This is a genomic window from Shewanella sp. GD03713 (genome assembly GCF_029843705.1).
Taxonomy (GTDB): domain Bacteria; phylum Pseudomonadota; class Gammaproteobacteria; order Enterobacterales; family Shewanellaceae; genus Shewanella.
Genome location: NZ_JAOCIW010000001.1, coordinates 199,110 through 211,197 on the forward strand (window position 1 = coordinate 199,110; position 12,088 = coordinate 211,197).

General features: G+C 47.3%; 10 protein-coding genes, 4 tRNA genes and 2 rRNA genes. 15 read left to right on the forward strand and 1 reads right to left on the reverse strand.

All coding sequences use genetic code 11. The annotated features are described in order from the left end of the window. Positions 1 to 56 precede the first annotated feature (56 nt). The 4 genes from N5E87_RS00935 (at position 57) to birA (ending at position 5,381) form a co-directional block, all read left to right on the forward strand. A 23S ribosomal RNA gene (locus tag N5E87_RS00935) occupies positions 57 to 2,950 on the forward strand. Positions 2,951 to 3,080: 130 nt separating this feature from the next. Beyond that, positions 3,081 to 3,196 (forward strand): 5S ribosomal RNA (gene rrf, locus N5E87_RS00940). A 207-nt stretch (positions 3,197 to 3,403) separates the two neighbouring features. Beyond that, complete coding sequence (murB, locus tag N5E87_RS00945) at positions 3,404 to 4,429, forward strand: UDP-N-acetylmuramate dehydrogenase (RefSeq protein WP_279774923.1); 1,026 nt, start codon at positions 3,404 to 3,406, stop codon at positions 4,427 to 4,429. Next, a complete protein-coding gene (gene birA, locus N5E87_RS00950; protein WP_279774924.1) occupies positions 4,422 to 5,381 on the forward strand; it encodes a bifunctional biotin--[acetyl-CoA-carboxylase] ligase/biotin operon repressor BirA in 960 nt (319 codons plus the stop codon). Before murB ends, birA begins: the two co-directional genes overlap by 8 nt. A gap of 1 nt (position 5,382) precedes the next feature. On the opposite strand, the gene coaA is transcribed toward birA, so the two are convergent. Then, positions 5,383 to 6,333, reverse strand: a complete 951-nt coding sequence (gene coaA, locus N5E87_RS00955) for a type I pantothenate kinase (RefSeq protein WP_011715453.1) — start codon at positions 6,331 to 6,333, stop codon at positions 5,383 to 5,385. Between the two features lie 234 nt (positions 6,334 to 6,567). On the opposite strand from coaA, the gene N5E87_RS00960 reads away from it, so the two are divergent. The 11 genes from N5E87_RS00960 to rplL all read left to right on the forward strand — a co-directional run bounded on the left by N5E87_RS00960 (position 6,568) and on the right by rplL (position 11,894). Next, a tRNA-Thr gene (locus tag N5E87_RS00960) sits at positions 6,568 to 6,643 on the forward strand. 7 nt (positions 6,644 to 6,650) lie between these two features. After that, a tRNA-Tyr gene (locus tag N5E87_RS00965) sits at positions 6,651 to 6,735 on the forward strand. Between the two features lie 35 nt (positions 6,736 to 6,770). Continuing rightward, a tRNA-Gly gene (locus N5E87_RS00970) sits at positions 6,771 to 6,844 on the forward strand. A gap of 9 nt (positions 6,845 to 6,853) precedes the next feature. Beyond that, positions 6,854 to 6,929: transfer RNA gene (locus tag N5E87_RS00975), tRNA-Thr, on the forward strand. A 115-nt stretch (positions 6,930 to 7,044) separates the two neighbouring features. Continuing rightward, entirely contained in the window at positions 7,045 to 8,229 is a 1,185-nt protein-coding gene (tuf, locus tag N5E87_RS00980; RefSeq protein WP_011715454.1) for an elongation factor Tu, read from the forward strand. 276 nt (positions 8,230 to 8,505) lie between these two features. Next, on the forward strand, positions 8,506 to 8,877 hold the full coding sequence (gene secE / locus N5E87_RS00985) for a preprotein translocase subunit SecE (protein WP_011621018.1): 372 nt from the start codon (positions 8,506 to 8,508) through the stop codon (positions 8,875 to 8,877). Between the two features lie 9 nt (positions 8,878 to 8,886). After that, complete coding sequence (nusG, locus tag N5E87_RS00990; RefSeq protein ID WP_088213140.1) at positions 8,887 to 9,438, forward strand: transcription termination/antitermination protein NusG; 552 nt, start codon at positions 8,887 to 8,889, stop codon at positions 9,436 to 9,438. 128 nt (positions 9,439 to 9,566) lie between these two features. Continuing rightward, the gene (rplK, locus tag N5E87_RS00995; RefSeq protein WP_011621019.1) at positions 9,567 to 9,995 is read left to right on the forward strand and encodes a 50S ribosomal protein L11; all 429 of its coding nucleotides are present in this window, start codon (positions 9,567 to 9,569) and stop codon (positions 9,993 to 9,995) included. A 4-nt stretch (positions 9,996 to 9,999) separates the two neighbouring features. Beyond that, on the forward strand, positions 10,000 to 10,701 hold the full coding sequence (gene rplA / locus N5E87_RS01000; protein WP_011715456.1) for a 50S ribosomal protein L1: 702 nt from the start codon (positions 10,000 to 10,002) through the stop codon (positions 10,699 to 10,701). 266 nt (positions 10,702 to 10,967) lie between these two features. Further along, positions 10,968 to 11,468 carry a 50S ribosomal protein L10 gene (rplJ, locus tag N5E87_RS01005; protein WP_023265431.1) on the forward strand — a complete coding sequence of 167 codons (501 nt, stop codon included), beginning with the start codon at positions 10,968 to 10,970 and terminating at the stop codon, positions 11,466 to 11,468. Between the two features lie 54 nt (positions 11,469 to 11,522). Next, positions 11,523 to 11,894: a 50S ribosomal protein L7/L12 gene (gene rplL / locus N5E87_RS01010; protein ID WP_011624800.1), complete on the forward strand. Its 372-nt coding sequence runs from the start codon at positions 11,523 to 11,525 to the stop codon at positions 11,892 to 11,894. Positions 11,895 to 12,088: the final 194 nt, after the last annotated feature.

The window sequence follows — 12,088 nt, forward strand, 5'->3', positions numbered from 1 at the left end:
AGACAAGTAAAACCAGCTGGTCGCAACAATTCAAGTGAAACTCATTTGGGTTGTATGGTTAAGCGACTAAGCGTATACGGTGGATGCCTTGGCAGTCAGAGGCGATGAAGGACGTAGTAACTTGCGAAAAGCGTTGGCGAGCTAGTAACAAGCATTTGAGCTAACGATGTCCGAATGGGGGAACCCAGCAGCATAAGCTGTTATCACTACATGAATACATAGTGTAGTGAGGCAAACGAGGGGAACTGAAACATCTAAGTACCCTTAGGAAAAGAAATCAACCGAGATTCCCCTAGTAGCGGCGAGCGAACGGGGATTAGCCCTTAAGTCAGAGGGGTGTTAGTGGAATGGTCTGGAAAGTCCAGCGGCACAGGGTGATAGCCCCGTACACGAAAACTAACCTTTGATGAAAACGAGTAAGGCGGGACACGTGATATCCTGTTTGAATATGGGGGGACCATCCTCCAAGGCTAAATACTCCTGACTGACCGATAGTGAACCAGTACCGTGAGGGAAAGGCGAAAAGAACCCCTGTGAGGGGAGTGAAATAGAACCTGAAACCGTATACGTACAAGCAGTGGGAGCGGTTCTTGAGACCGTGACTGCGTACCTTTTGTATAATGGGTCAGCGACTTACGTTTTGTAGCGAGGTTAAGCGAATAGCGGAGCCGTAGGGAAACCGAGTGTTAACTGCGCGTTTAGTTGCAAGGCGTAGACCCGAAACCCGGTGATCTAGCCATGGGCAGGTTGAAGGTTGAGTAACATCAACTGGAGGACCGAACCGACTAATGTTGAAAAATTAGCGGATGACTTGTGGCTGGGGGTGAAAGGCCAATCAAACCGGGAGATATCTGGTTCTCCTCGAAAGCTATTTAGGTAGCGCCTCGGACGAACACCTTTGGGGGTAGAGCACTGTTAAGGCTAGGGGGTCATCCCGACTTACCAACCCTTTGCAAACTCCGAATACCAAAGAGTGCTATCCGGGAGACAGACGGCGGGTGCTAACGTCCGTCGTCAAAAGGGAAACAACCCAGACCGTCAGCTAAGGTCCCAAAGTGTATGTTAAGTGGGAAACGATGTGGGAAGGCTTAGACAGCTAGGATGTTGGCTTAGAAGCAGCCATCATTTAAAGAAAGCGTAATAGCTCACTAGTCGAGTCGGCCTGCGCGGAAGATGTAACGGGGCTAAACATACCACCGAAGCTACGGGTGCAATCCATTAGGGTTGCGCGGTAGAGGAGCGTTCTGTAAGCCGTTGAAGGTGAAGGGGTAACCCACGCTGGAGGTATCAGAAGTGCGAATGCTGACATGAGTAACGATAAAGGGGGTGAAAAACCCCCTCGCCGAAAGACCAAGGGTTCCTGTCCAACGTTAATCGGGGCAGGGTGAGTCGACCCCTAAGGCGAGGCCGAAAGGCGTAGTCGATGGGAAACAGATTAATATTTCTGTACTTCCGCTAACTGCGATGGAGAGACGGAGAAGGCTAGGCTAGCGCGGCGTTGGTAGTCCGCGTTTAAGGTGGTAGGTGGAACGCTTAGGCAAATCCGGGCGTTCTTAACACTGAGAGCTGATGACGAGTCCCCAAGGGGATGAAGTAGTTGATGCCATGCTTCCAGGAAAATCTTCTAAGCTTCAGGTTAGCGGGAATCGTACCCCAAACCGACACAGGTGGTCGGGTAGAGAATACCAAGGCGCTTGAGAGAACTCGGCTGAAGGAACTAGGCAAAATGGTACCGTAACTTCGGGAGAAGGTACGCTGCTGTTGGTGATGGGACTTGCTCCCTAAGCTGACGGCAGTCGCAGATACCAGGTGGCTGCAACTGTTTATCAAAAACACAGCACTGTGCAAAATCGCAAGATGACGTATACGGTGTGACGCCTGCCCGGTGCCGGAAGGTTAATTGATTGGGTTATCGCAAGAGAAGCTCATGATCGAAGCCCCGGTAAACGGCGGCCGTAACTATAACGGTCCTAAGGTAGCGAAATTCCTTGTCGGGTAAGTTCCGACCTGCACGAATGGCGTAATGATGGCCACGCTGTCTCCAGCCGAGACTCAGTGAAGTTGAAATTGCGGTGAAGATGCCGTATACCCGCGGCTAGACGGAAAGACCCCGTGAACCTTTACTATAGCTTGGCACTGAACATTGACCCTACATGTGTAGGATAGGTGGGAGACTTTGAAGCGGGAACGCTAGTTCTCGTGGAGTCGTCCTTGAAATACCACCCTTGTAGTGTTGATGTTCTAACTTGGGCCCCTAATCGGGGTTAAGGACAGTGCCTGGTGGGTAGTTTGACTGGGGCGGTCTCCTCCCAAAGAGTAACGGAGGAGCACGAAGGTTGGCTAAGTACGGTCGGACATCGTACGGTTAGTGCAATGGCATAAGCCAGCTTAACTGCGAGACAGACACGTCGAGCAGGTACGAAAGTAGGTCATAGTGATCCGGTGGTTCTGAATGGAAGGGCCATCGCTCAACGGATAAAAGGTACTCCGGGGATAACAGGCTGATACCGCCCAAGAGTTCATATCGACGGCGGTGTTTGGCACCTCGATGTCGGCTCATCACATCCTGGGGCTGAAGTCGGTCCCAAGGGTATGGCTGTTCGCCATTTAAAGTGGTACGCGAGCTGGGTTCAGAACGTCGTGAGACAGTTCGGTCCCTATCTGCCGTGGGCGTTGGATGATTGAGGGGAGTTGCTCCTAGTACGAGAGGACCGGAGTGAACGAACCGCTGGTGTTCGGGTTGTCATGCCAATGGCATTGCCCGGTAGCTATGTTCGGAATCGATAACCGCTGAAAGCATCTAAGCGGGAAGCGAGCCCCAAGATGAGTCATCCCTTGGACTATAAGTCCACTAAAGAGCCGTTCGAGACTAGGACGTTGATAGGTCAGGTGTGTAAGCGTTGTGAGGCGTTGAGCTAACTGATACTAATGACTCGAGAGGCTTAACCATACAACCCAGATGGGTTTTACTAAGTAATACTTAGACGAATACAAACACTTAAGAAGTGCAACTCAATCCAGCTTTCCGAATTCATTTACTGCCTGCGTGAGATAAGACAGGTAAGTAAATACCAAATTTGCTTGGTGACAATAGCATTGTGGTCCCACCTGATCCCATCCCGAACTCAGAAGTGAAACGCAATCGCGCCGATGGTAGTGTGGGGTCTCCCCATGTGAGAGTAGGTCATCGCCAAGCGCCTAATTAAACAATGAAGCCAGCTGAATAAGCTGGCTTTTTTGTGTTTGGCATTTGGCGTTCTTAACTGTCACTTCCACTGTTGTTTTTACTCTTGTTCAAGATCTTACTGTATTAATCTGCCTGCTTTTACCGATCTACCTCAGTTTGCTGCAATTCTAGGGTGAAGCGTTTACAATGTCGCTTTTGTCGCGGCAGAACATCACCATGTCTTTTCCATATTCGCTAAAGCCGTTTAATACGTTTGGCGTGGATCAATCCTGTTTATCCATGATTGAAGTCCATTCCAAGGCAGAACTGCAATCGACCTGCTTATCCTTATATCAGTCTAAGCGACCTATGCTTGTCCTCGGTGGCGGCAGCAATATCGTATTCACCGATGATTTTAATGGCACTGTAGTGCGTGTGTTGACTAAGGGTATTTCCTGCTCTGAAGATGACACTCACTTTTACCTTGCCGTTGAGGCGGGTGAGAACTGGCATGAATTGGTTCAGTTCAGCTTAAATCAGAACATGCCAGGTCTTGAGAACTTAGCGCTTATCCCTGGTACTGTTGGTGCAGCTCCGATCCAAAACATCGGTGCCTATGGCGTTGAGCTTTGCGATATTTGTGATTGGGTCGAATACATGGATCTCGAGTCTGGCAACTTGTTAAGGCTTACAGTCGATGAGTGTGAGTTTGCCTATCGGGAGTCGATATTTAAAGGCAGCTTACGCGACAAAGCTGTGATAAGCGCCGTTGGTTTGCGCCTCCCTAAAGCCTGGCAACCGAAATTGGCCTATGGTCCGTTGCAATCATTTAACGCTGAGACGGTGACCCCAAGGGAGATTTTTGACCGTGTCTGTGAGGTGAGGAGCGAAAAGCTACCCAACCCTGAAGAACTTGGTAATGCAGGTAGCTTCTTTAAGAATCCTATCGTAAGCGCGGCGACTTATATGCAGCTTGCTGCGCGTTTCCCGAGTATTGTCGGTTATGCTCAACCCAATGGAGAGGTTAAACTGGCTGCGGGTTGGCTAATTGAGCACGCGGGTCTTAAGGGCTTTGCCCTTGGGAACGCGGGAGTGCATGCGAAGCAAGCCTTAGTATTAGTCAATTTAGGCCATGCAACTGGCCAAGATATTTGTCGATTAGCATTGCATGTTATTGCGCGAGTGAATGAGGTTTTTGGCGTTAAGCTAGAAGCCGAGCCAAGAATTATGGGATTAACAGGGGAGACGAGTCTCGATGTCTGATAACTGGGTGAGAAAACGCGAAATACTGGGATTACTGTCGAGCGAACATTTTGTCTCGGGTGAAGAGTTGGCGACACAACTGGGTATTTCTCGTGCGGCGGTGAGCAAGCATGTCGATGCTTTGGAAGACTATGGCGTGGCGATTTACAGTGTCAAAGGCCGTGGTTATAAGTTAGCGAACCCCATCTCCCTTATCGACTCGGCTCGGTTAATTCAGTCGATTGAAAATCGCTGCTTTTATTTTGATGAGATCCCAAGCACCAACGGCTTTATGTTAAGCCATACGGGTGAGCTTAAAAGTGGCGACCTGTGTGTAGCGGAATACCAGTCGGCAGGACGAGGTCGCCGTGGCCGTACTTGGGTTTCTCCCTATGGGCATCATTTATATTTCTCGCAGTTTTGGTCATTCCCCCAAGGGATGGCGCAGGCAATGGGCTTAAGCCTAGTGGTGGCTTGCAGCTTAGTTGAGGTATTGAAATCATTTGGCGTAGATAATATCGGCGTGAAATGGCCAAACGATATTTACCTTAATTATAAAAAGCTTGCTGGGATTTTAATTGAGATGTCAGGTCAGGCTGACAGCGAATGCCAATTGATCATTGGTATTGGCGTCAACATGGCCATGTCGGAAGACCAAGGAAAAGGTATCGACCAGCCTTGGAGTGATCTATCCGCCTTAGCGACTATGCCGAATAAAACGGATCTTGTGATTGCGCTGCAAAAGCAGCTTAAGAAAGATATTCAGCTATTTGAACGCGAAGGATTAGCTGCATTCAAAATGCGTTGGCAAGCGGCTGATTTATTCTATGGCAAAGAGATCCGTCTAATCATGGGTGAAAATCACGTTGAGGGTATTTGCCGTGGCGTCGACGAACAGGGCGCAGTGCTACTTGAAACCGCCGATGGCACACAGGCATACATCGGCGGCGAAATCAGTTTAAGGCCGAGATAGGCTATTTGCGCAGCAATACGTGGGACATCAAGTGATCCTGGCCTTTTTGCAGGATCAGATGTGCCCGCTCTCTTGTCGGCTGGATATTGAGTTGTAAATTGGGGCCGTTGATTGTGTCCCAAATCTTCGCCGCAATCGCATTCGCCTCATCATCCGTTAGGCTGGCGTAGTGATGGAAATACGACTTTTCATCACTAAAGGCGCCTTTACGGAATTGCAAAAAGCGCTCCTGATACCACTGCTTTAATAAGTGCTCTTCGGCATCGACGTAAATAGAGAAGTCGACAAAGTCGGAGACGAAGGGGCGACGTATATCTACCGGTGAATCTAAACCAGTTTGCAGTACATTGAGTCCTTCTAGGATCAAAATATCGGGCTGAGAAACCGTTTGATGCTGACCGCGAATACGATCATAAGTCACGTGGGAATAGATAGGCGCATTAACATGGGCCTGCCCGGATTTTACCGCCGAAATAAATTCGACCAACATCTTCATGTCGTAACTTTCGGGGAAGCCTTTGCGCTGCAAAAGGCCCTTGCGCTTTAAGTCGGCCAAAGGATACAGAAAACCATCGGTAGTCACTAAATCGACCTTAGGATGCTCAGGCCAATGGCGCAGCAATGCTTGTAAAATACGCGCTGTGGTACTTTTGCCCACTGCAACGCTACCAGCAATACTAATGATATAAGGACTGCTCGAGGGTTTTTGGCCGAGAAACTCATCCAAGACTAAGCCACGTTGTTGCTTAGATTTTACGATGAGATTGAGTAACCGACTTAGAGGCAAGTAAATATCGGTTACTTCAGAGAGGGAGACCTTCTCATTAATACCGCGCAAATTTTCCAAGTCTTGTTCACTCAGTGTCATTGGCACTGCGTCCCGTAAAACAGACCATTGCGCGCGCTCAAAGGCAAGATAGAGTGCTTTTTGAATTGGATTTTTTGACGTCATTGGCTTTCCTCGGCTTAGGGATCGCACAGTACACCATGACTTAAGTATCGACAATATAAAATCTATTCCCGATGCGCCGTTTGTTTGTCTCGCTTGAGTATTCGCAGAATAATTGCACGACAGCCTAGGTTTAAGTGTAAAAAAGCATCATTTGATTGCTTTTTTTAAACAAATCGTCGATTTTTGCTTGCACTTGGGCACACATTTACCTAATATCCCGTTCCGAAATGATTTGCCGGCATAGCTCAGTTGGTAGAGCAACTGACTTGTAATCAGTAGGTCCCGAGTTCGACTCTTGGTGCCGGCACCATTTTACTGGAGGGGTTCCCGAGTGGCCAAAGGGATCAGACTGTAAATCTGACGGCTCCGCCTTCGAAGGTTCGAATCCTTCTCCCTCCACCATTTTCTAGGTAGTTAGGTAGCCTTAGTTAGGTTGCGCGGGCATCGTATAATGGTATTACTCCAGCCTTCCAAGCTGATAACGCGGGTTCGATTCCCGCTGCCCGCTCCAAATTTAGTTGCTGATATGGCTCAGTTGGTAGAGCACACCCTTGGTAAGGGTGAGGTCGGCAGTTCGAATCTGCCTATCAGCACCAGCCTTTCTATATTAAGCTCCTATACCTAAATAATCGGTTCGATGTCATTTATATGCATCGGATTTTTTCTATATGTATGTTTTCATCACCAAGACTCTTGGATTGAGGCAATACCATGGCAAAAGCTAAATTTGAACGTAATAAGCCCCATGTTAACGTGGGCACCATCGGTCACGTTGACCATGGTAAAACCACTCTGACTGCAGCTATCTCTCACGTACTGGCTAAGACCTACGGTGGTGAAGCTAAAGACTTCTCTCAAATCGATAACGCTCCAGAAGAGCGTGAGCGCGGTATTACCATCAATACCTCTCACATCGAATACGATACTCCAACTCGCCACTACGCACACGTAGACTGCCCAGGCCACGCTGACTATGTTAAAAACATGATCACTGGTGCTGCACAGATGGACGGCGCGATCCTGGTAGTAGCTTCTACTGACGGTCCAATGCCACAAACTCGTGAGCACATCCTGCTGTCTCGCCAAGTAGGCGTACCATTCATCATCGTATTCATGAACAAGTGTGACATGGTTGACGATGCTGAGCTGTTAGAATTAGTAGAAATGGAAGTACGTGAACTGTTATCAGAATACGACTTCCCAGGTGATGACTTACCAGTTATCCAAGGTTCTGCTCTGAAAGCGCTAGAAGGCGAGCCAGAGTGGGAAGCTAAGATCATCGAATTAGCAGCGGCACTGGATTCTTACATTCCAGAACCAGAGCGTGATATCGATAAGCCATTCCTGATGCCAATCGAAGACGTATTCTCAATCTCTGGCCGTGGTACAGTAGTAACTGGTCGTGTTGAGCGTGGTATCGTACGTGTTGGTGACGAAGTAGAAATCGTTGGTATCCGTGCAACTACTAAGACAACCTGTACTGGTGTTGAAATGTTCCGTAAGCTGCTTGACGAAGGTCGTGCAGGTGAGAACTGTGGTATCCTGTTACGTGGTACTAAGCGTGATGACGTAGAACGTGGTCAAGTATTATCTAAGCCAGGTTCAATCAACCCACACACTACTTTTGAATCAGAAGTATACGTTCTGTCAAAAGAAGAAGGTGGTCGTCACACTCCATTCTTCAAAGGCTACCGTCCACAGTTCTACTTCCGTACAACTGACGTGACTGGAACTATCGAACTGCCAGAAGGCGTAGAGATGGTAATGCCAGGCGACAACATCAAGATGAAAGTGACTCTGATCTGCCCAATCGCGATGGATGAAGGTTTACGCTTCGCAATCCGTGAAGGTGGCCGTACAGTAGGTGCTGGTGTTGTAGCTAAGATTTTCGCTTAATCGCGAATTAGTTATAGTACTGAAAAAGGAAGCTTCGGCTTCCTTTTTTGTTTAAGTCGATTATTTACTAGGTTTTGTGGGTTGCAACGGCTGTGCATCCTTGCTAACAAAGTCGAATAAGAATACAATCTATGGCCGATTTTTGACCCTGAGCTTATGCAACATGCGTTTCTAAGGGTATTCGGAATGCAGAGTATCTAAAGCGTATTGTAACTGGGTCGTATGTCCCTAATTATTGTGCTCAAGCTCAGGCCGTATTGAGTAACGGAATAACCGATGACAACAAATACTGAAAACCAGACTAACTCTCTGGATATCGTGAAGTGGGGTTTAGCGATCCTATTGCTGGCCGCTGCTGTTATTGGCAATCAAATGTATAGCGAGACAAGTGCCGTGATCCGTGCACTGGCTGTTATCGTTGCATTCGCTATTGCTGGTTTTATTGCCCTGCAAACAGAAAAGGGTAAGAAAGCCTTAGCGTTCGCTCGTGAGTCGCAAATTGAAGTGCGCAAGGTCGTATGGCCAACACGTCAAGAAGCGCTTAACACCACTTTTATTGTCCTTGCTGCAACAGGTATTTTAGCCCTTGTTTTATGGGGTTTAGATGCAGTGTTAATGCACATTGTCAATTTCATCACTGGCGTATAGGCACCTCGAATGACTGAAGCTAAAGAAGCTAAAAAAAGATGGTATGTAGTGCAGGCATTCTCAGGCTATGAAAGCCGAGTTTGTAAGTCACTGATTGAATACATTAAAATGCACGGCATGGAAGAGTACTTCGGCGAAGTATTGGTTCCGACTGAAGAAGTCATTGAAATGCGTGCAGGCCAGCGTCGTAAGAGCGAGCGTAAGTTTTTCCCTGGTTATGTTCTAGTCCAGATGGAAATGAACGATGACAGCTGGCATTTAGTCAAAAGCATCCCGCGTGTTTTAGGCTTTATTGGCGGAACTTCTGATCGTCCTGCCCCAATTTCAGATAGAGAAGCGGATGCAATTCTGCGTCGCTTACAAGAAACCACAGCTTCACCGACTCACCGTGTTATTTTCGAGCCGGGCGAAGTGGTGCGTGTTTGTGATGGTCCATTTGCTGACTTTAACGGTACTGTTGAAGAAGTGGATTATGACAAGAGCCGCGTAAAAGTGTCAGTAATGATCTTTGGTCGTTCTACACCTGTTGAGCTCGATTTTAATCAGGTCGAAAAAGGCTGATTAAATTAAATACAAAAATCCGTTTGGCAACGGGTGCGGATTTCTATATAATCCGCACCCGTTGTTTTCGGGGGAGCACGTCGGCATGTCGCTGATGCGCGTTTGAACCCAAACTGAGGAAATGTCAGATGGCAAAAAAGATTGATGCTTATATTAAGCTACAAGTGAAATCAGGTTCTGCGAACCCTTCACCACCAGTTGGTCCAGCTCTGGGTCAGAAAGGTGTGAACATCATGGAATTCTGTAAAGCGTTCAACGCCCGTACAGAAAAAATGGAAAAAGGCATGCCTATTCCAGTCGTGATCACTGTGTACAGTGACCGTTCATTCACTTTCGAAACTAAGACTCCGCCAGCTTCTTACTTACTGAAGACTGCTGCAGGCCTGAAATCAGGTTCTCCACGTCCAAACACTCAGAAAGTAGGTACTATCGCTCGTGCTAAGATTCAAGAAATTGCTGAATTGAAAGCGGCCGATATGACTGGTGCTGATGTTGAAGCGATGACTCGCTCAATCGAAGGTACTGCGCGTTCAATGGGTTTGGTTGTAGAGGGTTAATATAATGGCAAAACTAACTAAACGCATGCGCGTAATCCGCGAGAAAGTTGACGGTACTAAGTTATACGAAATCAACGACGCTGTTGCTCTGTTAAAAGAATTAGCAACTGCTAAGTTCGTTGAAAGTGTTGACGTAGCTGTTAACCTGGGTATCGACCCACGTAAATCAGACCAAAACGTTCGTGGTGCTACTGTATTACCACACGGTACTGGTCGTGAAGTTCGCGTTGCAGTATTTACACAAGGTGCAAATGCTGAAGCTGCAAAAGCTGCTGGTGCAGAACTCGTTGGTATGGATGATCTGGCTGAGCAAATCAAAGCCGGTGAAATGAACTTCGACGTAGTTATCGCATCTCCAGATGCAATGCGCGTTGTTGGTATGTTAGGTCAAATCTTAGGCCCACGTGGTTTAATGCCTAACCCAAAAACTGGCACAGTAACGCCAAACGTTGCTGAAGCAGTTAAGAACGCTAAAGCTGGTCAAGTTCGTTACCGTAACGACAAGAACGGTATTATCCACACAACTATCGGTAAAGTGGATTTCACACCAGTTCAATTGAAAGAAAACTTGGAAGCGTTAATCTCTGCACTGAAAAAGGCTAAGCCTGCAGTTGCTAAAGGTGTATACGTGAAGAAAGTTAGCATCTCTACCACTATGGGTGCAGGTGTAGCTATCGACCAAGCGACTCTCGATACAGCTAACTAATTTTACAAGGTGAGCGCATTAGTCTATAATGCGCGCACTTTGTGGGTTGAAGCCTGTTTTTGATGTGTAACGCATCGTGAAACGGGCTTCCGTCCAAGACCGCAGGTGTTTTCCTTATCGGTTTACTTAATTTCCTGCGTAGACGGTGTCAGGCCCCAGCTAAATTTTTTTACTGGATAATCTGCACCGTAAGTCACTAAATACATAAGTATTTAGTATGGTAAATACTAGGGGAATACCCTAGGTGGAATCCAGGAGTAAAGCCAATGGCATTAAGACTCGAAGACAAAAAAGCGATTGTTGCTGAAGTCAACGAAGCTGCCAAAGGTGCGCTATCTGCAGTAGCCGCTGATTCACGCGGTGTAACTGTAGGTGCTATGACCGGTCTGCGTAAAAAAGCTCGTGAAGCTGGTGTTTATGTACGTGTAGTACGTAACACTCTGGCTCGTCGTGCTGTTGAAGGTACTGCATTTGAGTGCCTAGCAGAAACGTTCACTGGCCCAACTTTGATTGCTTTCTCTAACGAGCACCCAGGTGCTGCAGCACGTCTGTTAAAAGACTTTGCTAAAGAGCAAGCTAACTTCGAAGTTAAAGGCGCAGCCTTTGAAGGGAATTTCATCCCTGCAGCTGAAATTGATCGTTTGGCGAAACTGCCAACATACGAAGAAGCACTAGCACAGTTAATGATGACTATGAAAGAAGCATCTGCTGGCAAGTTCGTTCGTACTCTGGCCGCCCTGCGCGATCAAAAACAAGAAGCCGCTTAATTTTAAGCTGGCTGCTTAATAAAATTGAATTCAGAACAATAGGAAACATTTGTTATGTCTATCACTAAAGACCAAATCTTAGAAGCCTTTGCAGCTATGTCTGTAATGGAAGTTGTTGAACTGATCGAAGCTATGGAAGAGAAGTTCGGCGTTTCTGCTGCTGCTGCAGTAGTTGCTGGCGGTGCTGCTGATGCAGGTGCTGCTGCTGAAGAACAAACAGAATTCACTGTTATGTTAACTGCTCACGGCGACAACAAAGTTGCTGTTATTAAAGCAATCCGTGGCGCAACTGGTTTAGGCCTGAAAGAAGCTAAAGCAATGTCTGAAGCTGCTCCAGTAGCAGTTAAAGAAGGCGTTTCTAAAGAAGAAGCTGAAGCTCTGAAGAAAGAACTGGTTGAAGCTGGTGCTACAGTAGAGATCAAGTAAGCTATTATGTAGCTTACTCACCCAAGCCAATTGGGTGGAGGCTGGCGGTTTTTTAACCGTCGGCCTTTTTTGCGCTATATGCGTCGGCGATTTTTTTTCACCGTTTATCGCCAAATTTTGCAGTCCCTAGCAGAGATTACTGGTTAGGTTCTTGCCATCAACGGTGATGGGCAAACGTGCTGAATTTAATGACG

Excerpts from the sequence above, each read along its gene's own strand:
- murB (WP_279774923.1), top strand. The coding sequence starts at position 3,404 with ATGTCTTTTCCATATTCGCTAAAGCCGTTTAATACGTTTGGCGTGGAT.
- birA (WP_279774924.1), top strand. The coding sequence starts at position 4,422 with ATGTCTGATAACTGGGTGAGAAAACGCGAAATACTGGGATTACTGTCG.
- coaA (WP_011715453.1), bottom strand. The coding sequence starts at position 6,333 with ATGACGTCAAAAAATCCAATTCAAAAAGCACTCTATCTTGCCTTTGAG.
- tuf (WP_011715454.1), top strand. The coding sequence starts at position 7,045 with ATGGCAAAAGCTAAATTTGAACGTAATAAGCCCCATGTTAACGTGGGC.
- secE (WP_011621018.1), top strand. The coding sequence starts at position 8,506 with ATGACAACAAATACTGAAAACCAGACTAACTCTCTGGATATCGTGAAG.
- nusG (WP_088213140.1), top strand. The coding sequence starts at position 8,887 with ATGACTGAAGCTAAAGAAGCTAAAAAAAGATGGTATGTAGTGCAGGCA.
- rplK (WP_011621019.1), top strand. The coding sequence starts at position 9,567 with ATGGCAAAAAAGATTGATGCTTATATTAAGCTACAAGTGAAATCAGGT.
- rplA (WP_011715456.1), top strand. The coding sequence starts at position 10,000 with ATGGCAAAACTAACTAAACGCATGCGCGTAATCCGCGAGAAAGTTGAC.
- rplJ (WP_023265431.1), top strand. The coding sequence starts at position 10,968 with ATGGCATTAAGACTCGAAGACAAAAAAGCGATTGTTGCTGAAGTCAAC.
- rplL (WP_011624800.1), top strand. The coding sequence starts at position 11,523 with ATGTCTATCACTAAAGACCAAATCTTAGAAGCCTTTGCAGCTATGTCT.